Below are 22,420 nucleotides of genomic sequence, written 5' to 3' on the forward strand. Positions count from 1 at the left end.
CACCTTCAATCAAACCGACTTTCGGGATCGGCCGCTCCGCATGCACAGTGACAGCACCTCCACCTTCTACGACGAAAACGCCGAGGTTTATGCAAGCCGGGCGCGCAGCCTGCCAAAGCAACAGCTCGATGCCTTCCTCGCGCGGCTTGCACCAGGTGCCGCAATCCTCGAACTCGGCTGCGGCGGCGGGCAGGACAGCGCCTACATGTTGTCGCAAGGCTTCGACGTGACACCGACCGACGGCTCCCCCGAGCTTGCAAGACAGGCGGAGATGCTGATCGGCAGGCCTGTCAGGGTCATGCTGTTCCAGCAGCTCGACGCCGAAAACGCCTACGGCGGCGTCTGGGCGCATGCGAGCCTGCTCCATGTTCCGAGATCCGAGCTCGCCGACGTCTTCGCCCGTATCCATAATGCGCTGAGAACCGACGGCATCCTCCACGCAAGCTTCAAGGCGGGAGAAGCCGAAGGTCGTGACGGTTTCGGGCGCTACTACAACTACCCCTCCGCCGATTGGCTGTCGGCGCTTCTGTCGGCGGGCGGCTGGCGTAACATCGCCATCGAGGAAAGCGAAGGCACGGGATATGACGGCAAGCCAACGCGCTGGCTGATCGTCAGTGCGCAACGATAAAGGTCGCGCTCAGTTCGGCCCATAGGCTGCCAAACCGCGAAGCGCGCATCGTCCGGAAGCACTTCGCGGACGAAGGATTCGATCCGTGACAGAATTATTTCTATTGTCGACTGCGGCAGCGGTCGTTTCCGATTTTTTTCTTCAACGGGAACAGAAAACCATCGAGAGGGTTCGATCACAATCTGACGAAGCCGGCTAAAGCTGAACATGCCGCAGGTATCTCAAAAGCGGACGAAGATTGGTGGGGGAGATACCGAAGATCTCCTGCTGACCACCTGTCTCCCTGGATGGATCGCCCGTTCTCTCGCCAGAAGTGGAATCCATCGGATGAGCCAATTGGCAGACATGAAGAATGCCGACCTCCTCCAGCTCCCCGGGATTGGCCCCAGATCCGTCGAGCAGATACGGTCGGCGATCAGAAAATTCAAACGCAACCGAGCACACATCTCGGCGACGCGTTCGAAACAATGACCGACGCTTGCGGATTGGAGTTGGGAATGAACGAGAAGGCTCGTCTGGAAAGCGACATCGCAGCCTTGGGGCCATGGTTTCACAATCTGCGAATTAACGGCGTTCAAACCGCGCCGGATCATTTCCTTGGCGACTATCCGTCCTTCAAATGGGCCCACTTTCAGCAGGTGGTGCCTGAAGATCTCCGCGGCTGCAGCGTGCTGGACATCGGCTGCAACGCTGGGTTCTACTCGCTTGAAATGAAAAGAAGAAAGGCCGGGCGGGTCGTCGGAATCGACTCTGACCCCCGTTATCTCAGGCAAGCCGAGTTCGCAGCCAGACAGATAGGTGAGGATATCGAATTCAAGCTGATGTCGGTCTACGAGGTGGAAAAACTGAAGGAGAGATTTGATCTGGTCCTTTTCATGGGTGTTCTTTATCACCTGCGGCATCCGCTACTGGCGCTCGACCTTTTGCATGAGCATGTCGTCGGCGAAAAGATGCTGTTTCAATGCATGCAGCGGGGGGAAGAGGAAGTCGCCGAGCTCAGCGAAAATTACGACTTCTTCGACGCGGCGATTTTTGAGCAGCGCGGCTTTCCCAAGGTTTATTTCGTGGAAGAGCGGTACGCTGGCGATCCCACCAACTGGTTCATTCCGAACAAGGCGGCCGTCGAAGCAATGCTGAGAAGCGCCGGGTTTGTCATTCGTGCCAATCCCGAACGCGAAGTTTATCTGGTGGAACGTGGAACCCGCCACCCGATGGCGGAAGCACCCCCGATGCTTGGCTGATCAAATTTCCCTCCACCCCACTTCAGCAGTCAGGGTCCAACCAATTCCGCCAAGCGGTCCAGGTAACGCTTTACGGTGCTTCCGATGCGCTCCGTCTCGGCGCAATCGGCGCTGGCTTTCGCCTGCGACCATAGACCGATCTGGAAACCAAGATAACATGCCTCGAAAAACCTGAGTACATCGTCGCGCAAATCACAATCCGCTTCTCGACCGACGAGATTGGCGAGATGCTCGCGCTCCTCGCTCGAGAGTTGGAATTCCACGCATGCACCCGCGACGTCCCAGGCGATGTCCTGACACCCAATCAGATCGTGGGCCGCATTGTGGTCGAGCGCATCCGTCTTCATGATGCGCCCGGCCGTGGTAGTCAGCCATTCCCATGGGTGAAGCCGGTTGTCCGTATCGACACGTCGCAATCGTCCAGACAGGCGGTCGGGCGTGTCTATCACGCGCCTCAATTTCGCTGCTGTATCCGGTCCTGCCGCTTCCACGACATTGAAAACAGCCATTTCGGAAAGTGTCTGTATCGACGCGCCGCCGTTTAGTGCCGGGAGGTGACGGGCACGAAAACCGAGGTAACGTCCGAGGTGATCCACGATGTGGTGCCGGGTTGGACCGCTATTGACGAGGGGTACTCCCTCCAGCCATTCCTCGACGATAAAGCCGTAACACGTGCCGGCAATCTTGGGAATGAAGCCAGCTTCGCTCAGCAACGAACCTCGTCTTGCCTTCTCCGCGTCGCTGCCGCAAAGGCCGGCAAACTTGACATGCCATGCCCCGCCTTCGGCTTCCATCAGGAATTTGCGTTTTTCCATCTGCATAAAGCTCGGCGGCCAAGCTGACGGATCGCGATAGCGAACAGAACGCCATGCGCCGCCTGACAGGTCCCGCCAAGAGGATCTCGCCACTCCGACAACGTCGGCCGCCCATGTATGCAGACGATGTCTTGGGTCCTCGGCCTTGCTGGTAAAATCGTCGAAGCTGACAACATGCCGTGGCCGGTCTCGCCAACGGGTCCGGTGTGGCTCGCTTGCATGCGGGCCTGGTTCACCTGCGTGGCTCGGGAAGAAATGAAGCCGACCAGATGCTACACCGTTAGCCTGCAGCCAGTCCCCGACGCAGCCGAATGAACTCCCCGACAGCCCTGGTCCTTCATCGACGATGGCAAAATCGGTTTCAGGATCCGCAAGAATGCGCCTGGAAAGAGCCGCTGTGACCTGTAGCTGCCGCTCGAAGGGGTGACCAGTTGGCCGTACCGAATAGGCAGGCTCGGCACCCAAGGCTGCGGAAACCAGAGCCGCAAGCCCGGTCCCGATGCTGCGTATGCCTATGACGACCGTTTTAGGCGTTAGATTTGAGATCGAAGCCGCCTCGATATAGCTCTCGGGATACAAGGCATAAAAGGCGTAACCCTCTGCACGCTTCATCCGCACCGGATCGGCGCTGTCTAGAGACTCGAGTTCGGCTGCCCAATCCTCCTGGAAGGACAAAATCCCGGCAAATCCATTTCGCCAAGAGTGCATGATCGCGCGTGATTGCATGAGCAGAAATTTCGCGCCTGCGTCCTGAAGCTCGGACAGATCGTCCGCGCCTTTGCTTGCGAATTCCTGATCGGCTAATCCCTGGACTAGTTCTCCAGTCAGGATGAAGGCTCGAACCAGGGTTTCGTGGCGCTCACGGCTTGGCTCCATTTCGGCGCAGGCCATCATCAGTCTTAAAATGGATGCGCGCACTGCTGCCGCGCTCTCGATGTGCTCGACATCACCATAGACAAGCATTCGGGTCCTCCTTCCTTGCCGCAATTCCTGCTCGAATTGGAGATCGTCAGACGTGATCGAAAAATTCGAAAACCCGGGAACCCCTGCGGTTCCCGCTTGTTAGCTTTGTAGATGCCCCAGCAAGCAGCCCCTGGAGGGAGCCATGCGTTCTAAATCCATTCGCGTTGGACTGGTGGGAGTTGGCAATTGCGCCTCGTCATTGGTGCAAGGAGTTACCTACTACAAGAACGCCCGGGAAAACGAGCCGGTTCCAGGCCTGATGCACATCGATCTCGGTGGATACCACGTCCACGATATTGAGATATCTTCTGCCTTCGATGTCGCGGCTTCAAAGGTTGGGCGTGATGTCGCGGAAGCGATTTACGCCGAGCCAAACAACACCCAACGTTTCGCAGATGTCGCTCCGACTGGGGTCGAGGTGAAACGCGGCCGGACGATGGATGGGATAGGCAAGTACCTTCGAGATCGAATCGAGGAATCCACGGCGCCTTCCGTTGATGTGGCGGAAATCCTTAGGCAAACCCGGACGGAAGTGCTGGTTTCCTATCTTCCCGTCGGCTCGGAAGAAGCAACGAAATGGTATGCCGAGCAGGCGCTGGCGGCAGGTTGCGCCTTTATCAACTGCATTCCGGTATTCATTGCCTCCAAACCGGATTGGCAGCAGAAGTTCGCTGCCCGAAAGCTGCCGCTCATCGGCGACGATATCAAAAGCCAGGTGGGGGCAACGATCGTCCACAGAATGCTCGTCAATCTTTTCCGCGAACGGGGCGTCCATGTGGATCGCACCTATCAGCTCAATTTTGGCGGAAACACCGATTTTCTCAATATGCTGGAGCGCGAGCGGCTGGAATCAAAGAAAGTCTCCAAGACCCAGTCGGTCACCAGCCAATTGGATATTCCGCTTCCTCCAGACGATGTCCATGTCGGGCCAAGTGACCACGTCCCGTGGCTCACCGATCGGAAATGGGCCTATATTCGTCTCGAGGGCACGACTTTCGGAGGCGTGCCGCTCAATGCAGAGCTCAAGCTTGAGGTGTGGGACTCCCCCAATTCCGCCGGTGTGGTCATCGATGCAATACGCTGCGCGAAACTGGCCCTCGACCGAGGCTTGGGCGGAGCCCTGACAGGGCCGTCAAGCTATTTCATGAAATCGCCGCCGCAACAATTCACCGATCACGAGGCCCGCCGTCGAACGCAGAATTTCATCGATGACCAGGAAGATGTTCTGCGCGGAGCCGCGGAATGACGGCAACGTACTTCCTTGTCCGCCACGCCGCGCACGACAATGTCGGGAATTTTCTGGCGGGCCGTGCAGCTGGCATTACGCTTGGCGAAGCCGGTCGCGCGCAAGTTCAGCGTCTTGGGCAGAGGCTGCGCCGCGGGGACATCGATGCAATCTACACCAGCCCGCGCGAACGAACACTGGAGACGGCAGAAGGTATCGCATCAGCCTGCGGTCTGGCTCTGCCGCAAACAGACGCGGCTTTGGACGAGGTGAACTTCGGCGACTGGTCCGGTAAGACGTTCGAAGTTCTCAATGACGATCCCCGCTGGCGCCGCTGGAACACCACACGCAGCCTCACCCGCACGCCGGGAGGCGAGACAATGCTGGACGTCCAAACTCGGATTTTCGGCCTTATGGAGACTTTGGCCAGCGGCGGTAACGATCGGCGGATAGCCCTGGTGTCTCATGCCGATGTCATTAAGGCGGCTGTGAGTCATGTTCTGGGACTGCCGATCGATGCTTGGCCTAGATTTGATATTGCACCTGCCTCCGTCACGACGGTTGTGATTGGCGACTGGGGTGCAAAAGTGATGACGCTCAACGAAGTGACCTTTTAGCCCGTCCGTTAATTCCTGCCACGGGGAAGTCAGATGATCGAAGCTGCAATGATCTGGAACGAGCCGAACAACAAATCGCACTGGGATCCTGAGATCGATCCTGAATGGAGCCTGTTTGCGCAAATGGCGATCCTCGCTGCCGACGCCATCGCAGCCAAGAATCCGGAACTGACGAAGGTGCTCGGCGGTATATCGCCAATCGACCCCTTCTTCATCAGCCGCATGAAGAATTACGGCGTGCTCGATCACCTGGACGCGGTCGCGTTGCATGGTTTCCCGCTCGACTGGAACCTCTGGCAAATTCATGAGTGGCCGGAGAAGATCAACGAAATACGCGCTGTCACCGATCTGCCGATCTGGGTCAGCGAAGTGGGTGTCTCGACCTTCGGTGCGGAGGAAGTGCAGCTGTGGGGTCTGCAACGAACTGCCGAATTGCTCAAGGGTAAAGTCGAGCGCTGCCAATGGTACAGCCTCTACGACCTTCCCCGATCATGGGAGGCAACAACGCGTCATCGCGAAGCCGAAGGCTCCTCCTACTATCGGCACTACTATATGGGCATTCTGCGCGAAGACGGAACGCCAAAACCGGCGCTTGAGGAGTTTGCCAAGCACACCCCGGATTTGGGGCTGGTGCAATGGTTCCACTTCGAAGACCCGCGGCTGGATGAGGCCGCTGCCTGGATGAGGCGTTTGGGCGTGAAATCTGTGCGCACCGGGCTTTCCTGGGCGGACCGATTTCGGCTCAACGCCCTCGATTGGTTCGACCGACAGATGCGGGCTCTTGAAGACTTCGACGTAACGGTGACATTCTGCTTTACGCCGGAGCATAGAGGTATTGCGCCGCACCATACCAGCGCGCCCCTGGTGCCTGAAGAATTCGCCGGGTTCTGCGAAGAAATGGTCGAACGTTACGCACCGCGACAGGACAGTGGATATGTGTCGCGCGGTGCCAAGTCAGCCCGGCTACTGGGGCTTGAATCACGTGCGTCCCTCGGAGCCGGCTAAACCCAGGCTCTGGGCTATCCGCCCGATCGGTCCTCGGGAATAAGCGACCCCCTGATAGCATGCCAAGGCAGCACGAGCCCACACAATGTAAAGTCTGGGGCTACGCAAGAAAACGGCCATTGAAAAGACGCGATGACTCCAGAAGCTGATCCAATAGCGCATGATATAAACCGCCATGCGCTGACGAGACAGACCCTGGCGGCAGGCATGGACGCGTTTTCGCGGGCGCATGCCCATACGAGGCCAGGTCAGCCGGAATGCGAGACCCTCGCGACGCTGGCGGAATCCGGCGGCCTGGGTGGCTATTACAAAGTCGGAATTGACATGAGAGAGTACGATCCTCTTCTGATCGATCCCCGCATGGATCGCATCCAGAAGTATTGTTGAGCGGACGATCACAACGTTCGTTCCTCTTCCATCAGAGGAGTAGGGCTCCTTCCAGGCATCGCCGAAAGCGATATCCGCCGTTTCTGCAACGACGTCATCGCAGAAATTGCAGGCGGAGTTCTGAAAAAAGCCGGCACCCCAGTCCCCATCGACCAGATGCCACCAGTCCTGGGCACACCTCTCTCCGTTTTCGAGTGTCAGCTCAGCCCGATACCAGTTCGCAGGCCGATCCTGGGCTTTCTTCCTGTAGTCGAGCCGCTTAACCTTCCCGATGTCCTGCCCCATCTGCCATGCGAAGCTCTCGGCCATGCGTGCGCTTTTCATATGGCCGCAAAACAACCCAAGCGTGAAGGCAATTCGCTCCTTCAATATTGGGTCATCGGCACAGGCCAGGCGCACCGCCTTGATGAAACAGGGAATGCCAACCACGGCATACCGGCCGGGCGCCTCGCGCATGGACTGAAGCACTCCGGAAAGCTCGATCGGATAATACCGAGATTTGGCGCCCGCCTGAAGCTCCTGCAGATTTCGTGACAGCGAGTAGTGAAACAGGCGCCCTTCCGATCGCGGATCATCGCTCTCCTTGACGTGAGCGACACCGTCGACAAGCCCCAGGCGCAGCAGTTCAGCCGCCACCCAGGTGACCATGCCGCCGGAACTGCCGTTCGAACGATATTCGCCTTCCTCGACATGGCCGACAAAAGCAGCTTCGTAGCGCCCCAAAAGAGGGTCTCGGTTTTTCGCACGGGAGAAATACTCGGCCGCCAATTCGTCCTCGTCCCGAGCCACCGGCGAAAACGGGCAGATTCGGGCAAACTCCTTATCGCGGCCCCGCAACCAAGTCTTCGGACCGGTCGGCTTCATCTGCCCGTACCGATCGAGTTCCATGTGCACATCAGGTCTCGCTGACCTTGCGACACAGGAGCCGCAGCCGATGCAGAAACCGGAGCCTGCAATATCGCTGGGAGCGATGCCCGGCGTGAGCCGATTCTGTTGACCGGAGCTATTGCAAGGCATGGCTGAGATAGGCGTTGGATGTATCGCGCAGCGAAGATATCCGCTGCGAAATACCCGGAGGGAGCGGGTTGCCGAGGATAACATCCAGATTCGAGAGGGTCGTATCTTCGGTCAGAACATGATGTTCAGCTCGGACGAGCCGCGTCAGGTCGCGAATCTTGTTGGAGCGGTAATCGGAGAAGACACATGCAAACGGCTTCTCGTTGACAAGCGAGAACACGCATCCATGGAAAAAGTTCGTCACGACAGCCTTTGCTTCGGAAATGAAGCTGGCGAAGTCCTCCGGGCCGGCATCAATCCATTGCTCGTCGGCCCAGTCGTTCCGATAGCCGATGCTGACAAGCGGATAGTCACGGTCTCCTGCCCATCGGCGCACGGTATCCTGAAACCATGTGGGAAAACTGTGCCCGTAGACGGCTATATAGGAGGCCGCCTCCCCGTCATCCCTGCTCGCCTTCATCGTCAGCGGAAATTGCAGGCACGGGTCGAGAACCAGTTCGGGCTCCAGTCCCAATGTCTCGCGAATGATCCGCTCCGAATGCAGGTCCCGGACCGAAATATGAGAGAACTTTCGCAGCTTTTCCGCCCACCCCTCCAGTCGCGCCGATGAGGCCAGACTTCCAAAGGTCGCGGCATAGGAGACAATTCGCCGGCATCGCAGGCCGTCTCCATAGAACACTGGATAGCCCCCGTACCAGGGATGGCGAAGGTTCCACACCTCATCGCTGCCGACGACTATGAGCGAATAATCGTCCATTGCGGCTGGGTTCTCCAACGGAAATGACGGTGAAAGAGGCAAGCGGGCGAACGATTGAAAGAATTTCCGCATCTTCGCTTTGTAGAGCGGGTAATCTTCCGTCACCGTTGCGGCAGGAAGCAGCGGTTGCAACGCGCATCGCCATTCCGCCCGGTTTACGCGATCGGACATGTGTTCCAGTAACACGGCCTCCACACCCATGGATGCGAGGCCTTCGGCCAAACAGCGAGCCTGCCAATAGGAGCCGTAGTTTATACAGCGATGAAAGGTTAGAATTCCGACCTTAGACATTTGGCCCCTGAAGTAGATCGACTATTTCCACTAACCGAGCAACTCAAGTTACGTTCCCAACAAACCGAAAGAGCACCTTCTAGTTCAAGATCAGATGTTTTGCTGAGCCGCAATTCGCATAGAGCGGGCAGCGCGGCCATCGCTGATTGAGGTGACCACCACCCCAGCCGGTGTTCGACTGGCGGCAGCATGAGCTCCTCGCAGCTCCTCTGGCCGCGCCAAATCTTACCAATCCGTATGTTGTGGCCGCGGCATCCCGTCGGTTAGGTATTGGCCTCCACAGCTGCGGGAACGATCAGGCTGATGAAAATCCTGCTTATCGAGGACGATGCCAAGACATCGGATTACGTCTCCAAGGGCTTTTCGGAGGCGGGCCATGTCTGCGATGTGTTCGCCGATGGCCGCGACAGCCTCTTTCAGGCGCAGCGGGAAGCCTATGACGTCATCGTCGTCGATCGCATGCTGCCGGGCCTCGACGGTCTTGCGATCGTCCGCTCGCTGCGCGCCGCCAAGGTCGGCACGCCGGCGCTGTTTCTGACCTCGATCGGCGGCGTGGACGATCGCGTCGAGGGGCTGGAAGCAGGCGGCGATGATTATCTGGTCAAGCCCTTCGCCTTCTCCGAGCTTCTCGCCCGCGTGAATGCCCTCGGCCGCCGGCCGCCAGTGCAGGAGCAGAAGACCGTCCTGAAAGTCGCCGATCTCGAGCTCGATCTCATCCGGCGCGAGGCCCGCCGCGCCGGGCAGATTATCGAGCTGCAGCCGCGCGAATTCACCCTGCTCGAAGTGCTGATGCGCGGCGAAGGCCGGGTCATCACCAAGACGATGCTGCTGGAGCGGGTCTGGGATTTTCACTTCGACCCGAAGACCAGCGTCGTCGAGACCCATATCAGCCGGCTGAGGGCAAAGGTCGACAAGCCCTTCGAAACGCAGCTTCTGCACACAGTCCGCAACACCGGATACAGCCTGCATGCGCCTCGCTAAGCTGCGCCGGAGCACGCCGTTCCGGCTGGCCGTCACCTTCGGCGTCCTCTTCGTCGCCACCTTCATCTTCAGCGGTGCGATCATGTACCACATGCTGCGCGCCGGCCTCGACCGCGATCTGGAACAATCGCTCCATGAGATGAATTCGCTGATCGCTTCGGCCTACCAGCCGCACGATACCGAAGATCTGATCAACGCGCTGGACAACTATGCGAGCTTCCAATCGACCTCCGATGGGCTCTACTCGCTGATGGATGCGGGCGGGCGCAAACTGGCCGGCAATTTCGCCGCGCCCCGCATCCCGAATGGCGTCTATACCGTAACCTCGGGAGATGTCGGGCTGAAGGGGCACGAACGCTACCGCATGCAGGTCTCGGCGATCGGTCCCTATACCCTGGTGGTCGCCGAAAATTTCAACGATGTCGACGAAATGCTGAGGATCGTCCTCGTCAGCTTCGAATGGGCTGCCGCGATTGCCGTGACGACCGCCATCGGCGGCGGCGTCTTCCTGGCATTTCGCGCCCAGGCGAGACTGGACAGGGTTGCCAACACCATGAACGACGTCGCCCACGGCGCGCTGCAGGCCCGCATTCCGATCACCGGAAACGGCGACGATCTCGATACGGTGGCCATCCAGATCAATGCCGCTCTAGAACGGCTGCAGACATTGGTCGAGAGCATGCGGCAGGTCAGCGCCGATATCGCCCATGATCTCAAGACGCCTCTCAACAGGTTGCGTCTGACGCTGGATGCTGCCGTGGCGCGAAACGACCGGCAGCTCGACGTCTCGGCGCTTCTTGATGAGGCGAGATGCGAGAGCGACCGGATCAACACGACCTTCGCGGCACTCCTGCGCATTTCGCAGATCGAGGCCGGGGCCCGCAAGGAGCGTTTCCAGGAGACCGACATCGACGATGTGCTGGCCGTCATTTCCGAGGTCTATACCGATGTTGCCGAAGACGCCGGCCAGTCACTGTCAATCGCCGAGCGCTGTGCCGCGCTCGTCCGGGGCGACCGCGATCTGCTGACGCAGATGATCGCCAATCTGGTGGAGAACGCCATCAATCACTGCCCCGCCGGGACGGCGATCACGCTGTCGCTGCGGCGGCAGGACAATCGCGCCATATTGGCGGTCGCCGACAGCGGGCCGGGCATTCCCGCCGAGGAGCGCGAAAAGGTGTTCCGGCGTCTCTATCGCCTCGATAAGAGCCGGACGACTGAAGGAAGCGGCCTTGGTCTCAGCCTGGTCAGGGCGGTCGCCGACCTGCATTCGGCGGAGATCGCCATGGGCGACAACCATCCCGGCCTCACCGTTTCGATAGTCTTCCCGCTGCTGCCGGCTCCTCATTCCAGCCCCGCATCCGCAGCGCCGCAAGCCTGACGAAGCGCACCGCGAAACGGCGCACCTCGGCCGCCGCGCGATACGGCAGGACGCTCCAAGGCCGGCGGCGGCCAAGGCGGTAGGTCGAGAGGCCTGCCTGTATCTGGGAATGCCGATCGGCCCGCTGGCTGACCGGAACCGGATCGACGAAGCAGGCCCGCAGCCCCTCGTCGAATTCCAGATCGAGCGCGAGATCATAGGGCAGCCGCATCGGAACCAGCCCATCGGCAATCCAGCCGGCAGCCTTGCGATTGATGAGATAAGCGCCCGAGCCCTTCTCGCGGGTGAGCGCGATCGCCAGAGAACGGGATGCCGTCAGCGGCTCCACCCTGTGCTTGCGGCCCGAATTCACCGTCGAAAGCCGCAGGATATCCCAGGATTCGCAGTGATCGAGCGCGGCGGCGAGCACCTCGGCGAAGTCGTCATCGAAATCGAGATCGTCTTCGAGAATGAGAGCAAATTCGCCGTTGCCGGCGAGGAACCTTCTCGCGCACTCGACATGGCTGAGATAGCAGCCGATCTCGAAAGGATTCGGCTTTCGGCCATGCCGGCGCAGATAGGATTGCCCGTCGAAATCGCGGCGCGGCAGGGATATGCCGATGCCGTCGACGGCCGCCACGCGCTCGAAGCCTATGCCGATCTCCGACAGCAGGCGCTCCATGCGAAACCGGCGAAGTTCCGCCCGGTCGAGATTGATGAGATAGGTATTGATCCGCAGGCTGACCGGATGGACTGCCGTGGCGATGGCGGCGGTTGCGGCGCGCATGTTCATGAGAGCTGGCCTCGACTTGGATGTGACGACGGCACCAGGCTGCGCCCGAAAACTCACGGGGACTTCGCCCGAACTATACAAATTCGTAAAGCGCGCCCGCCTTTTGCCGATTGCAGGCATCCGGGCAGTGCCTCGATGCGCGAATGATGGGTTGAGATGGTCTCCGGCAACGGCTATCTCAGGCAAAACTCAGGCGGCTCTTCCGCGAACCACAAGGCCACGGCTTCATGATCCCAGATTTCCTCGTCACCCATTCCGGTGGCTTCCATGCCGACGAACTGCTGTCGAGCGTCATCCTGACCCGGCTGTTCCCGCAGGCCCGCATCGTCCGCAGCCGCGCACCGGAATGGATCACGCCCGGGCCAGACCGCATCATCTATGATGTCGGCGGCGCCTATGACGCCGAAGCTGGGATTTTCGATCACCATCAGCGCGGCGCGCCGCTGCGGGACGATGGCCAGCCCTTGAGTTCCTTTGGCCTGATCTGGAAGCATTACGGCCATGATTATCTCGCCGCCGCGGGTATTCCCGAAGAGAATATCGCCGAGCTCCATGCTTCCTTCGATGCGAGCTTCGTCCTGCCGATCGATCTGACGGATAATGGCGCGCTCAGCCCCTCCGGACCGCTCGCCGGTCTCACCCTGCCCGCCCTGCTGGAAACCCTGAAGCCGGTCTTCGATGACCGCGCCCCCGAGGCAGACGACCGCGCTTTCCATGCAGCGCTTGCCATCGCCAGCAGCTTCGTCGAGGCAAAGATCGCCCAGAGCGCCGCGAAATTGCGAGCCGAAGCGATCGTGCAGCAGGCAATCCGCTATTCCGGTGAAGGCCGCGTTCTCGAATTGCCGCTGGGCATGCCCTTCCGCCCCGCGATCGTGAAGGCAGGCGCCGATCACCTGCTCTTCGTCGTCCACCCGCGCGAAAAGGATTGGTGCGTGACCGGCATCCGGCGCGCCGACGAAGGCTTCGAGCTGAGAGCCGATCTGCCCGCCGCCTGGGCCGGCCTGACCAATGGCGAACTGGAGGCCGTCTGCGGCGTACCCGGCGCCAGCTTCTGCCACAACGGCCGCTTCATCGCCGCTGCCAGGACCCGCGAGGCAGCCCTCGCCATGGCCGGGCTTGCGATCGAGGAGGCGGTTTCTATCGGAAAGGTCTGATCGCGGCCAGGGACGTTGAACAGAAGATGCCGGAGCCTTCAACCCTGCCGAGATTGTTGGCAGGCCGGCCCACCAACCCTCCGTCCTGCTCGAGCTTGTCCCGAGCATCTGCCTCCGGTCGACTGGGCGGGAGATCCTCGGCACAAGGCCGAGGATGGCGCCGAGTTGAGAATGAGGCCTGTCAAAGCAAGAAAGGCCGAGCTTTCAGCCCGGCCTTCCGTTCAATATCAGCGAAGTCGCTTAGTTCACGCTCTTGTCGACCAGCTTGTTCTTGCCGATCCAGGGCATCATGCCGCGCAGCTTGGCGCCGACTTCCTCGATCTGGTGGCTGTCATTGTTGCGGCGGATGCCCTTGAAGCGGGCCGCACCCGAGCGGTATTCCTGCATCCATTCGGAGGTGAACTTACCCGTCTGGATGTCCTTGAGGACGCGCTTCATCTCGGCCTTGGTTTCTTCGGTGATGATGCGCGGGCCCGTGACGTATTCGCCCCACTCGGCCGTGTTGGAGATCGAGTAGTTCATGTTGGCGATGCCGCCTTCATAGATCAGGTCGACGATCAGCTTCACTTCGTGCAGGCACTCGAAATAGGCCATTTCAGGCGCATAGCCAGCTTCGGTGAGCGTTTCGAAACCGGCGCGGATGAGCTCGACGAGGCCGCCGCAGAGAACGACCTGTTCGCCGAAGAGGTCGGTTTCGCACTCTTCGCGGAAGTTGGTTTCGATGATGCCCGAACGGCCGCCGCCAACGCCGCAGGCGTAGGAGAGAGCGAGCTCAAGCGCATTGCCGGAAGCGTTCTGTTGAACGGCAACGAGGCAGGGAACGCCGCCGCCCTTCTGGTATTCGCCGCGAACCGTGTGGCCCGGGCCCTTCGGCGCGATCATGACGACGTCGACCGAAGCCTTCGGCTCGATCAGGCCGAAATGCACGTTGAGGCCGTGTGCGAAGGCGATCGCAGCACCGTCGCGGATGTTCGGCGCGATATCGGCCTTGTAGATGTCGGCCTGCAGCTCGTCCGGCGTCGCCATCATCATCAGGTCGGCCCAGCCGGCGGCTTCGGCAACCGTCATGACCTTGAAGCCGTCGGCTTCGGCCTTCTTGACGGTGGGCGAACCGGCCTTGAGAGCGATAACGAGGTTCTGGGCGCCGCTGTCCTTCAGGTTCAGCGCATGGGCGCGGCCCTGCGAGCCGTAGCCGATGACGGCGACCTTCTTGGCCTTGATGAGGTTGAGATCGGCATCACGATCGTAATAGACGCGCATTTGAAGTTCCTTCCCTTGTGCTTGTCCTGTTGACTGTCATTAAGGCGAAATCAGCCGAGAGCCGGCATCTCCGCCAGTACCTTCTCCGTGCCATAGAGCCGGAGGAAGGCGGTCACCGCCTTCTCCGCCTGGCGCGCGGTATCCTTGAGGCCGGGTTCGCCGAGCAGCATGCGCACATGCAGATCGGAGACAACAAGGCCGTAAAGGGTATGATAGGCCTCGTCGGCATCGGCAAAGCGCAGCAGCCCTGCCCTCTTGCCGGAATCGATCAGCGCCATGGCGCGCCGGTCGATCTGGCGGCGGCCGCGCTCGAGCAGCAGTTTGCCGAGCTTGGAGCCGTCGCGATGCGACTGGCCGATGGCGAGCCGGTTCAGCGCCAGCGAGACGTCGCCGGCCAGCACCTCCAGCAGGTCGCGCGCGAAGATGACGACATGGTCGTGCAGGCTCGCCGCCGTCAGCCGCTCACCGTTGCGCTCGAAGGTGCGCACTTTGCTCGCCTGATAGGCGATCATCGCCGAGAGCAGGCCATCGCGGTCGCCGAACCACTTGTAGAGGCTTTCCTTGGAGCAATTGGCGGCACGCGCGACACCCGAGGTCGTCAGCGCCTTCTCGCCGCCATCGACGAGCAACCGCAGCGCCTGCTCCAGAACGGCGTTCTGGCGCGGCGAAAATTCGCTCGGCTCTGCAGTATCGACGGACACGGTCATGGCTCCCATATACGTACCGTACGGTACGGTTCGCGAGCTTTATGCGGCAAACCGATCGGGCCGTCAAGCAGGCCCGGCAGATTTTTATACGGGAAAGACCGGCACGGCACCAGAATTGGATCGGCGGATACGTTATAGGAACTGCATAGTGTTACGGGACGTCATTTGCCGGAGCCTGTCATGTCGCGCCTTTCTGCTGCCCTTCTCCTGGCCGGAGCGATGCTCCTGGCAACGACGTCCTTCACCGGTCGCGCCGCCGCGCAGTCGGACAGCGAGGTCTATGAGCGTATCGAGGAATTGCACGGCGATGCCGCGGGCTTCGACCGGCCGCTGCGCCAGCTCGTTCTGGCGATGCGCTCCGGCGACGCCGAGACCGTCGCCGGCCTTGCCGAATATCCGCTGACCGTGAAGGCCAATGGCGAGACCTACGATGTCGAGACCGCCGAGCATTTCATCGAGAATTTCGACGGTCTGGTGACGCCGGAGACCCGCCGCGCCGTCGGCCGCCAGCAATATGACGATCTGTTCGTCAGCAGCGAGGGCGTCATGCTCGCAAACGGCGCCGTCTGGATGGGCGCCGTTTGCGACGACAACGCCTGCGACGAGAGCCATTGGGCGATCACCGCCATCAACAATTAGCCTCGCGCAGCAGTATCACCCATCGTTGCGAAGCTTGCGCGCCAGCGTCTGAAGCTCCTTGAAGGCTTCGTAACGCTTGCGGTGGAGATCCGAAATCTCAGCCTCAGACGGCTGAAAGCGTGTTTCCACCCCGGTGAGCTCACTCATCGCCGCGCGCACATCGGCAAATTGGCGGCCGGCGACGGCGCCGAGGATGGCCGCCCCGAGCAGCACCGGCTCCTCGGCGGTCGTGGCGACCACCGGCTTGCCGCTCGCATCGGCGAGCATCTGGCGGACGAAATCGTGCTGGCCGGCACCACCGCTGATGACGATGTTTTCGACGGTGACGCCCGCCTCGGCCTGCGTCTCGATGATCTGCCTGAGGCCGTAGCCGATGCCGCAAAGCCCGGCAACATAGAGCGAGACAAGGCTGTCGACATCCCGCTCCATGCCGAGACCGGCGATAACAGCCCGGGCATGCGGATCGGCAAAGGGCGCGCGGTTGCCGAGGAACTCGGGAACGACATGCAGCCCGGCCGCCAGCCTGACGGCATCGGAGGCACGGCCCGCCTTGCCGGCGGCCATGTCAGCCAGCAGGACCGGCAGCGCAGTGCCTGCGCTCGTCGCAAGCTCCCTCGCCTCGCCGGCCGCCGGATGGAAGGAGAGGAGATGGTCGATCGCCGCGCCGGCGGCACTCTGGCCACCCTCGTTCAGCCAGAGGCCCGGCACCATCGCCGAATAGTAAGGTCCCCAGACGCCGGAAACGAAAGACGGTTCCGCCGTCGAGGTCATGGTGCAGGAGGAGGTCCCGAAGACATAGGCAAGATTGGCCTGCGGATCGGCGCCGACGGTGCCGACACCGCCGGCATGGGCATCGATCAGCCCGGCCGCGACGGCCGTGCCCGGCACCAGGCCGAGTTCTTCGGCCGCTGCAGCGGTCAGTCCCTCACCGAGCGCCGAACCGGGCTCGACGATGGAGGTGCCGATGCGGGCAAAACCTTCGTCCGCCAGCACGCCGAGGCCGATCTGATGGAAATAGCTGCTGTCCCAGCGCTTTTCATGGGCGAGATAGGTCCACTTGCAGGTGACGGTGCAGATCGAGCGCGAGAGGTCGCCGCTCGCCCGCCAGGTGAGGAAATCCGCAAGGTCGAAGAATTGCCAGGCGGCATCGAACACCTCGCGGCGGTTTTCGCTCAGCCAGAGAAGCTTGGGCGTTTCCATCTCGGGCGAGATGCGGCCGCCGACATAGCGCAGCACATCATGCCCGAAGGCGTTGATGCGCTCCGCCTGCGGGACGGCACGGTGGTCCATCCACACGATGATGTCCCGGTCCGGATCTTCCGAAGGCCCGACGGGCAGCGGTTTGCCGCCTTCGCCGAGGACGACGAGCGAGCAGGTGGCGTCGAAGCCGAGCCCGACCACGGAAGCCGGATCGACGCCGGCTGTGGCAACCGCCTCCCGCACGGCCGCGCAGACGGCGCGCCAGATTTCGCTGCTCGACTGCTCGACGATGGAACCGGCTTCATGAAACAGGCTGATATTGCGCTTGGCGGAGGCCAGCATGCTGCCGGCCATATCGAACAGGCCGGCCCGGGCGCTGCCGGTGCCGACATCGACGCCGATGACGTATCTGGCATCCGCCTCCGGGGCGTGGAATGTGTCGCTCATGGTCTCTCGCTTCAGATCGCCTGCGATCGGGTTGATGGGCAGTTTCAGCCGGATTTCAAACTCTACGTCTGGAAAGATCGCCTCCAGGGAGGCTGACATTACGCAGTCGCGGCGCCATGGCAAGGAGGCCAACGCGCTGGGCAGATGCCGTCACAGCCTTCCTCCGACATTTTCGAGAATGGCAGTGAGCTCCCCCGCCCCTGTCGCAACGGCGGCTGCTCCGGCGGCATCGAGCACCGCGCGACGGCCGGGCCTCGGATCGGCCGGATCGACGAAACCGATGGCCGTCATGCCTGCGGCGATTGCCGCCGCCACGCCATGGACGCTGTCGTCGATCATGACTGACTTGCCCGGACGGGCCCGGAAGCGCTCGGCGCAATGCAACAGCAGGTCGGGTGCCGGTTTCGGCCGCGAGACAGCTTCGGCGCTGAACACGCCCTCGGCGAAGGCGCTCCAGAGATCGAGCTTGCCGAGGCTGTTGCGCAGCCGCTGCATCGTGCTGTTCGATGCGACGCATTTCGGACGGTCGAGGTTGTTGACGACCTCGGCAATGCCGGCAATCGGCTTCAGCGAGCGTTCGAATTCCTCGAACAGATGGCGATGCCACTGCTCGAACAGCGCGGGCACATCGCTGATCCCGTATTCGCGCCGGCACATTTCGGCGATGATGCTTTCCGAATTGCCGGTGAATTTGACATGGGCCTCCGCCGCGCTGATCGCAATACCGGCGCCTTGCAGCGTTTCCGCGAGCGTGCGGCTGGCGATCGGCTCGCTGTCGATCAGCACGCCGTCGCAATCGAAGATCACGAGGTCGATGCTGTCCATGGCGCCTCGCGTGCCGGGATGATCGATGCGGCTATCGAGCATGCCTCACCTCCGCGCCTGCAGGGCGAGATCCGGCCGGTCCGTGGTGATCTGCCGGATCGGTTTGGCGAGCCAGTATTCGAGATCGCTCGTTTCGTTCGGAACCCAGGCGCCGAGCCGGTCGAGCGGCACGTGCTGGGTGATCTCGTCCCACTTCGCCTGAAGCAGCGACTTCTCGATCGCGATAATATCCGAGCACTGCTTCATTAGGCGGAGGCCGCTCGCAAGGCCGAGGCGCTCGGCCGACTTGGCGTCGAAGGACGACAAGGTGCGAATTCCGGGCGCGGCCTTGCGAATATCGGCAAGCACGTCGGGATGAAAGCTCGTCAGGATCGAGCGCTCCTTTAGACCAAGCCGCTCGACTGCGGCGAATGCCTTGGCCGCCAACCCCTCGTAAGGCGTCCCGTCGGCGTGCGTCTTCAGTTCGATGTGAAGTTCGAGCGGCGTGTCCTTGAAGACGGCAAGGACCTCTTCCAGTGTCGGGATCGCCTCCCCGTCGCTGTCCTTGAGGCCGATTTCCCGATGTTTGCCGGGTCCGAGATCGGCGACCGGCCCATGTGTATCCGTGGTGCGTTCGAGCGTCGGGTCATGAATGACGAGCATTTCGCCAGACCGCGTCAGGTGGATGTCGAATTCCACGCCATCGACCGGCATTTGCGCAAGTTTTCGGAAGCCTGAAAGACTGTTTTCAGGCCAGAGATTGCGGCCACCGCGGTGGCCGATGATATGCACCATCGTCTGAATATCCTTGAGATCTTCGTGTTATTTTCCGGAGTCCACCAGCCCTTTGGTGAACCAGCGTTGCATGAAGAGAATGACGGCCGCAGGCGGCAGCATGACGAGCAGCGCAGCGCTCATCGCAATGTTCCAGGCAGGCGCGGAGTCCGAGACCGGAACGAGTTGCTTCAGCCCGAGGACGGCCGTTCCCATCTCCTTGTCGGTGGTGAAGAGCAGCGGCCACAAATACTGGTTCCAGCCGTAGAGAAACAGGATGATCGACAGCGCCGCGATGTTGGCGCGCGACAGCGGCAGCAGGATATCCTTGAAGAACTTCAACGGACCGGCGCCGTCGAGCTTGGCCGCCTCGCAAAGCTCGTCGGGAACGGTCAGGAAGAACTGCCGGAACAGAAAGGTCGCCGAGGCAGAGGCGATCAGCGGCAGGATCAGCCCGGCATAGCTGTTGACCATGTTCCATTTCAGCGAGGTTTCGATGCTGTACCCGGTCAGCCGTTCGACGACGCCGGAAAGGCCGATCGTGCCGGCAAGCCAGCGGATCGGCCCGGCAGCATCGGCGACCGCTTCATAGGTTGGGATGATGCGGACCTCGACCGGAAGCATCAGCGACACGAAGATCAGCCAGAACGCCGTCATGCGGAACGGGAAGCGGAAATAGGTGACGCCGAATGCGGCGATCAGCGAGATCGCCAGCTTGCCGACGACGATGCCGGCGGTGACGATGATCGAATTCAGGAATAGCTGGGAGAACTCGCCCTGCTGCCAGGCGGCGGCCAGGTTTTCGAAGAAATGCGAGCCGGGCAAGACCGGGAACGGCGCCTGCTGAACCTCCTGCAAGGTGAGCGAGCCGGCGACGAAGGCGAAATAGAGCGGCAGGCAGACGAAAACCGCGCCGATCAACAATATGGCGTGGCAGAAGATCGATAGACCGAGATGGCGTTCGGGCATGGCTACACCTGGTAATTGACCTTGCGCTCGAGCGCGCGGAATTGAACGATGGTGAAGAGGATGGCGATCAGCATCAAAAGCACCGACTGGGCGGCCGACGAGCCGAGGTCGAGCTGCACGAAACCGTCCTGATAGACCTTGTAGACCAGGCTGTTCGTCGCCCCCGCCGGACCGCCGCGAGTGACCGCGTCGATGATGCCGAAGGTTTCGAACAGGCCGTAGACGAAGTTCATCACCACGAGGAAGAAGATCGTCGGCGAGATCAGGGGAAGCGAAATGGTGAAGAAGCGCCGCACGGGCCTTGCGCCGTCGAGCTTTGCCGCCTCCAGCAGCGAGGACGGCACGGCCAGCAAGGCCGCGACGAGAAAGATGTAATCGTAGCAGACATTCTTCCAGACCGAGGCGATCGTCACCAGAAGCTGCGCATCGAAAGGCCGCCGGTTCGGGTCCCATTCGAAACCGAACCCATGCAGAAGCTGCGCGACCGGCCCCACCGCCGGATTGAACAGGAAGGCCCAGATCACCCCCGATATGACAGGCGCGATCGCATAGGGAAGCAGGATGATGCTCTTGTAGATCCCCCTGCCCCTGATCACGAAATCGGTCGCGAAGGCAAAGAGACCGGCAAGCAGAAGCGTTGCGGCGTTCTGGGCCACGGTGAACCAGAGCGTGAACAGCGCGCTGCCGCGATATTCCGGGCTTGCGAATAGATTGTAGAAATTCGTGAGCCCGACGAAAATCTCGGTGCCGCCGAAGGGATCGACCTGCACGAAGGCCAGCGACAGCGCCTTGTAGGAAGGAATGAAAAAGAAAAACAGCAGGATCAGCAGCTGCGGCGCGACCAGCCCGAAGGCAAGCCACGGCCTATTGAAGTGGGCGGACTTCAACCCGGCCTCCGACGGCCGCGCGACCGAGCGGCCCGTCGACAGAAGATCCGGGATGCGAAGGCGCCGGGCGGCGCCTTCCATCTTTCCCATGGTTCTACTTTGCTGCATGAAGCTGCTCGTACTGGCGAAGGATCTGGTTTCCGCGCACCGCCGCCTCATCCAGCGCCTCCTGCGGGGTTTTCTGGCCGGTCCAGACGCCCTGGATCTCTTCCACCAGAAGCGCCATCGACTGGTTATGGTTGCCGAAGCGGAAGCCGCGCGAATTGTCGGTCGGTGTTCCGCGCGTGAGCTGGAGAATGGCGATCTCGCGGGTCGGGTGATCCTTGAAATAGCCCTCGGACTTCGCCTGTTCATAGGCGGCGTTGGTGACGGGCACATAGCCGGTCTGCTTGCTCCACCAGACCTGCGTCTTCGGTGAGGCGAGGAAATTCAGGAAGGCGGCGGCACCGGCATATTCTTCATCCGACTTGCCTTTCAGGACCCAGAGCGCGCCGCCGCCGATAGTGCTGTTCTTCGGCTCGATGCCTTCCTCATGCGGCAGGAACGTCGCACTCCAATTGAATTTCGCACCGCTTTCGACGGCAGCATGCGCCGCGGTGGAAGCCACATAGGTCGAGCAGGTGCCCGAGGTGAAGAGCTGGTCGGGCGAGAGGCCCTGCCCAGCGATCTGCAGGATGCCGGCGTCGAGCCAGGTCTTGAGGCGCGTCACCTGGCCGACGACCAGCGGACTCTTGTTGAAGATGAATTCGGTGTCGAGGCCGCCGAAGCCATTCGCCTTGGTGCCGTAAGGCTGGTCCTGGATCGCCGCGTAGTTCTCGATCAGGCTCCAGTAGAAGTCGTTCGCCAGCGCCATCTGGCACTTCGAAACGCCCTTCTCCTTGATGGCACGCAACTGCTTGTCGAGCTCCTGCCAGGTCTCGCCCGGCTTGTCGAAACCGGCTGCCTTGAAGTGATCGGCATTGTACCAGAAGATCGGCGTCGAGCTGTTGAAGGGCATCGCCACCGGCTTGCCGTCGACCAGATAGAAACCGGCGACCGGCGCTACGAAATCGTTCCAGTCGATCTTGTAGCCTTCTTTTTCCATCAGGTCCGGTACCGGAATGATGGCGCCGGAATTGTACATGGTGAGAAAACCCCGCTCGGCCGCCTGGATCAGCACCGGCTGCTGGCGGACGCGGTAGGCGGCCACCATTGCCGCCATGGTCTCCTCGTAATTGCCTTTGCCGATGCCGACGACCTGGTATTTGTCCTGCGAGGCATTGAAGTCGGCGATCAGCTTGTTGGTGATTTCGGCGAGGCGCCCGCCTGCCGCATTCCACCATTCGATCTTGACGCGATCGGCTGCGCTCACCTCACCCGCAGCTGCCAATCCAAGCGTCGCCAGTGCAGCACCCGCCGCGAACGAGCGGATCGCCCGCCGCAAGCGGGCACCCATCGAAGACTCTGCCGTCATTTCGTTTTCCTCTCCATAGCCGTTGTTCGCCGACCGGCGCGCTTGC

General features: G+C 61.2%; 22 protein-coding genes. 10 read left to right on the top strand and 12 right to left on the bottom strand.

Translation table 11 applies throughout. The features are described 5' to 3' along the window. Positions 1–40: 40 nt before the first annotated feature. From GGI60_RS02470 to GGI60_RS02480, 3 genes are all read left to right on the top strand, one after another. A complete protein-coding gene (locus GGI60_RS02470; protein ID WP_183912894.1) occupies positions 41–628 on the top strand; it encodes a class I SAM-dependent DNA methyltransferase in 588 nt (195 codons plus the stop codon). Between the two features lie 207 nt (positions 629–835). Next, complete coding sequence (locus GGI60_RS32730) at positions 836–1,099, top strand: DNA-directed RNA polymerase subunit alpha C-terminal domain-containing protein (RefSeq protein ID WP_409527246.1); 264 nt, start codon at positions 836–838, stop codon at positions 1,097–1,099. Further along, a complete protein-coding gene (locus GGI60_RS02480; RefSeq protein WP_281413987.1) occupies positions 1,096–1,869 on the top strand; it encodes a TIGR04290 family methyltransferase in 774 nt (257 codons plus the stop codon). The genes GGI60_RS32730 and GGI60_RS02480 overlap by 4 nt, the downstream gene beginning before the upstream one ends. 29 nt (positions 1,870–1,898) lie before the next feature. On the opposite strand, the gene GGI60_RS02485 is transcribed toward GGI60_RS02480, so the two are convergent. Further along, positions 1,899–3,647, bottom strand: coding sequence for a hypothetical protein (locus GGI60_RS02485; protein WP_183912888.1), 1,749 nt, complete (start codon positions 3,645–3,647; stop codon positions 1,899–1,901). Positions 3,648–3,789: 142 nt separating this feature from the next. Here GGI60_RS02485 and GGI60_RS02490 point away from each other — a divergent pair, with 142 nt between their 5' ends. Genes GGI60_RS02490 through GGI60_RS02500 form a run of 3 tightly spaced genes read left to right on the top strand, consistent with a single transcriptional unit; the run spans position 3,790 to position 6,494 of the window. Beyond that, complete coding sequence (locus tag GGI60_RS02490; protein ID WP_183912886.1) at positions 3,790–4,893, top strand: inositol-3-phosphate synthase; 1,104 nt, start codon at positions 3,790–3,792, stop codon at positions 4,891–4,893. Further along, positions 4,890–5,489, top strand: coding sequence for a histidine phosphatase family protein (locus GGI60_RS02495; protein ID WP_183912884.1), 600 nt, complete (start codon positions 4,890–4,892; stop codon positions 5,487–5,489). The genes GGI60_RS02490 and GGI60_RS02495 overlap by 4 nt, the downstream gene beginning before the upstream one ends. A 33-nt stretch (positions 5,490–5,522) precedes the next feature. After that, complete coding sequence (locus GGI60_RS02500) at positions 5,523–6,494, top strand: beta-xylosidase (RefSeq protein ID WP_183912882.1); 972 nt, start codon at positions 5,523–5,525, stop codon at positions 6,492–6,494. On the opposite strand, the gene GGI60_RS02505 is transcribed toward GGI60_RS02500, so the two are convergent. Both GGI60_RS02505 and GGI60_RS02510 read right to left on the bottom strand, forming a co-directional pair. After that, positions 6,468–7,769 carry a Coenzyme F420 hydrogenase/dehydrogenase, beta subunit C-terminal domain gene (locus GGI60_RS02505; protein ID WP_183912880.1) on the bottom strand — a complete coding sequence of 434 codons (1,302 nt, stop codon included), beginning with the start codon at positions 7,767–7,769 and terminating at the stop codon, positions 6,468–6,470. The genes GGI60_RS02500 and GGI60_RS02505 overlap by 27 nt on opposite strands. A gap of 115 nt (positions 7,770–7,884) precedes the next feature. Continuing rightward, on the bottom strand, positions 7,885–8,946 hold the full coding sequence (locus GGI60_RS02510) for a polysaccharide pyruvyl transferase family protein (RefSeq protein ID WP_183912878.1): 1,062 nt from the start codon (positions 8,944–8,946) through the stop codon (positions 7,885–7,887). A 303-nt stretch (positions 8,947–9,249) separates the two neighbouring features. Here GGI60_RS02510 and GGI60_RS02515 point away from each other — a divergent pair, with 303 nt between their 5' ends. Both GGI60_RS02515 and GGI60_RS02520 read left to right on the top strand, forming a co-directional pair. Continuing rightward, the gene (locus tag GGI60_RS02515; protein WP_183912875.1) at positions 9,250–9,927 is read left to right on the top strand and encodes a winged helix-turn-helix domain-containing protein; all 678 of its coding nucleotides are present in this window, start codon (positions 9,250–9,252) and stop codon (positions 9,925–9,927) included. Further along, complete coding sequence (locus GGI60_RS02520; RefSeq protein WP_183912873.1) at positions 9,914–11,308, top strand: HAMP domain-containing sensor histidine kinase; 1,395 nt, start codon at positions 9,914–9,916, stop codon at positions 11,306–11,308. The genes GGI60_RS02515 and GGI60_RS02520 overlap by 14 nt, the downstream gene beginning before the upstream one ends. Here GGI60_RS02520 and GGI60_RS02525 read toward each other — a convergent pair. Beyond that, positions 11,235–12,080: a glycosyltransferase family 25 protein gene (locus tag GGI60_RS02525; RefSeq protein ID WP_183912871.1), complete on the bottom strand. Its 846-nt coding sequence runs from the start codon at positions 12,078–12,080 to the stop codon at positions 11,235–11,237. The two genes, GGI60_RS02520 and GGI60_RS02525, sit on opposite strands and share 74 nt — an antisense overlap. A gap of 227 nt (positions 12,081–12,307) precedes the next feature. Here GGI60_RS02525 and GGI60_RS02530 point away from each other — a divergent pair, with 227 nt between their 5' ends. Then, positions 12,308–13,234: an MYG1 family protein gene (locus tag GGI60_RS02530; RefSeq protein ID WP_183912869.1), complete on the top strand. Its 927-nt coding sequence runs from the start codon at positions 12,308–12,310 to the stop codon at positions 13,232–13,234. A gap of 240 nt (positions 13,235–13,474) precedes the next feature. On the opposite strand, the gene ilvC is transcribed toward GGI60_RS02530, so the two are convergent. Both ilvC and GGI60_RS02540 read right to left on the bottom strand, forming a co-directional pair. After that, on the bottom strand, positions 13,475–14,494 hold the full coding sequence (gene ilvC / locus GGI60_RS02535) for a ketol-acid reductoisomerase (RefSeq protein WP_183912867.1): 1,020 nt from the start codon (positions 14,492–14,494) through the stop codon (positions 13,475–13,477). A 50-nt stretch (positions 14,495–14,544) separates the two neighbouring features. Then, positions 14,545–15,210 carry a TetR/AcrR family transcriptional regulator gene (locus GGI60_RS02540; protein ID WP_010029103.1) on the bottom strand — a complete coding sequence of 222 codons (666 nt, stop codon included), beginning with the start codon at positions 15,208–15,210 and terminating at the stop codon, positions 14,545–14,547. Positions 15,211–15,381: 171 nt separating this feature from the next. Between GGI60_RS02540 and GGI60_RS02545 the strand changes: the two genes are divergently transcribed. Beyond that, positions 15,382–15,840 carry a hypothetical protein gene (locus GGI60_RS02545; protein WP_183912865.1) on the top strand — a complete coding sequence of 153 codons (459 nt, stop codon included), beginning with the start codon at positions 15,382–15,384 and terminating at the stop codon, positions 15,838–15,840. A gap of 15 nt (positions 15,841–15,855) precedes the next feature. Here GGI60_RS02545 and GGI60_RS02550 read toward each other — a convergent pair whose 3' ends face one another. The 6 genes from GGI60_RS02550 to GGI60_RS02575 all read right to left on the bottom strand — a co-directional run bounded on the left by GGI60_RS02550 (position 15,856) and on the right by GGI60_RS02575 (position 22,374). Next, positions 15,856–17,487, bottom strand: a complete 1,632-nt coding sequence (locus GGI60_RS02550) for an FGGY-family carbohydrate kinase (RefSeq protein ID WP_183913877.1) — start codon at positions 17,485–17,487, stop codon at positions 15,856–15,858. A 150-nt stretch (positions 17,488–17,637) separates the two neighbouring features. Further along, positions 17,638–18,354, bottom strand: coding sequence for an HAD family hydrolase (locus GGI60_RS02555; RefSeq protein ID WP_183912863.1), 717 nt, complete (start codon positions 18,352–18,354; stop codon positions 17,638–17,640). Positions 18,355–18,357: 3 nt separating this feature from the next. Beyond that, positions 18,358–19,086: a glycerophosphodiester phosphodiesterase family protein gene (locus tag GGI60_RS02560; protein WP_183912861.1), complete on the bottom strand. Its 729-nt coding sequence runs from the start codon at positions 19,084–19,086 to the stop codon at positions 18,358–18,360. Positions 19,087–19,113: 27 nt separating this feature from the next. After that, a complete protein-coding gene (locus GGI60_RS02565) occupies positions 19,114–20,034 on the bottom strand; it encodes an ABC transporter permease subunit (protein ID WP_183912859.1) in 921 nt (306 codons plus the stop codon). 2 nt (positions 20,035–20,036) lie between these two features. Beyond that, the gene (locus GGI60_RS02570) at positions 20,037–21,002 is read right to left on the bottom strand and encodes an ABC transporter permease subunit (RefSeq protein WP_183913875.1); all 966 of its coding nucleotides are present in this window, start codon (positions 21,000–21,002) and stop codon (positions 20,037–20,039) included. Between the two features lie 13 nt (positions 21,003–21,015). Continuing rightward, on the bottom strand, positions 21,016–22,374 hold the full coding sequence (locus GGI60_RS02575; protein WP_183912858.1) for an extracellular solute-binding protein: 1,359 nt from the start codon (positions 22,372–22,374) through the stop codon (positions 21,016–21,018). Positions 22,375–22,420 lie beyond the last annotated feature (46 nt).

This window comes from Rhizobium lentis, from assembly GCF_014200175.1.
Classification (GTDB): domain Bacteria; phylum Pseudomonadota; class Alphaproteobacteria; order Rhizobiales; family Rhizobiaceae; genus Rhizobium; species Rhizobium mulingense.

Excerpts from the sequence above, each read along its gene's own strand:
- GGI60_RS02505 (WP_183912880.1), bottom strand. The coding sequence starts at position 7,769 with ATGGAACTCGATCGGTACGGGCAGATGAAGCCGACCGGTCCGAAGACT.
- GGI60_RS02470 (WP_183912894.1), top strand. The coding sequence starts at position 41 with ATGCACAGTGACAGCACCTCCACCTTCTACGACGAAAACGCCGAGGTT.
- GGI60_RS02565 (WP_183912859.1), bottom strand. The coding sequence starts at position 20,034 with ATGCCCGAACGCCATCTCGGTCTATCGATCTTCTGCCACGCCATATTG.
- GGI60_RS32730 (WP_409527246.1), top strand. The coding sequence starts at position 836 with ATGCCGCAGGTATCTCAAAAGCGGACGAAGATTGGTGGGGGAGATACC.
- GGI60_RS02555 (WP_183912863.1), bottom strand. The coding sequence starts at position 18,354 with ATGCTCGATAGCCGCATCGATCATCCCGGCACGCGAGGCGCCATGGAC.
- GGI60_RS02525 (WP_183912871.1), bottom strand. The coding sequence starts at position 12,080 with ATGAACATGCGCGCCGCAACCGCCGCCATCGCCACGGCAGTCCATCCG.
- GGI60_RS02575 (WP_183912858.1), bottom strand. The coding sequence starts at position 22,374 with ATGACGGCAGAGTCTTCGATGGGTGCCCGCTTGCGGCGGGCGATCCGC.
- GGI60_RS02520 (WP_183912873.1), top strand. The coding sequence starts at position 9,914 with ATGCGCCTCGCTAAGCTGCGCCGGAGCACGCCGTTCCGGCTGGCCGTC.
- GGI60_RS02550 (WP_183913877.1), bottom strand. The coding sequence starts at position 17,487 with ATGAGCGACACATTCCACGCCCCGGAGGCGGATGCCAGATACGTCATC.
- GGI60_RS02485 (WP_183912888.1), bottom strand. The coding sequence starts at position 3,647 with ATGCTTGTCTATGGTGATGTCGAGCACATCGAGAGCGCGGCAGCAGTG.
- ilvC (WP_183912867.1), bottom strand. The coding sequence starts at position 14,494 with ATGCGCGTCTATTACGATCGTGATGCCGATCTCAACCTCATCAAGGCC.
- GGI60_RS02545 (WP_183912865.1), top strand. The coding sequence starts at position 15,382 with ATGTCGCGCCTTTCTGCTGCCCTTCTCCTGGCCGGAGCGATGCTCCTG.
- GGI60_RS02540 (WP_010029103.1), bottom strand. The coding sequence starts at position 15,210 with ATGGGAGCCATGACCGTGTCCGTCGATACTGCAGAGCCGAGCGAATTT.
- GGI60_RS02515 (WP_183912875.1), top strand. The coding sequence starts at position 9,250 with ATGAAAATCCTGCTTATCGAGGACGATGCCAAGACATCGGATTACGTC.
- GGI60_RS02500 (WP_183912882.1), top strand. The coding sequence starts at position 5,523 with ATGATCGAAGCTGCAATGATCTGGAACGAGCCGAACAACAAATCGCAC.
- GGI60_RS02490 (WP_183912886.1), top strand. The coding sequence starts at position 3,790 with ATGCGTTCTAAATCCATTCGCGTTGGACTGGTGGGAGTTGGCAATTGC.
- GGI60_RS02480 (WP_281413987.1), top strand. The coding sequence starts at position 1,096 with ATGACCGACGCTTGCGGATTGGAGTTGGGAATGAACGAGAAGGCTCGT.
- GGI60_RS02530 (WP_183912869.1), top strand. The coding sequence starts at position 12,308 with ATGATCCCAGATTTCCTCGTCACCCATTCCGGTGGCTTCCATGCCGAC.
- GGI60_RS02510 (WP_183912878.1), bottom strand. The coding sequence starts at position 8,946 with ATGTCTAAGGTCGGAATTCTAACCTTTCATCGCTGTATAAACTACGGC.
- GGI60_RS02570 (WP_183913875.1), bottom strand. The coding sequence starts at position 21,002 with ATGGAAGGCGCCGCCCGGCGCCTTCGCATCCCGGATCTTCTGTCGACG.
- GGI60_RS02495 (WP_183912884.1), top strand. The coding sequence starts at position 4,890 with ATGACGGCAACGTACTTCCTTGTCCGCCACGCCGCGCACGACAATGTC.
- GGI60_RS02560 (WP_183912861.1), bottom strand. The coding sequence starts at position 19,086 with ATGGTGCATATCATCGGCCACCGCGGTGGCCGCAATCTCTGGCCTGAA.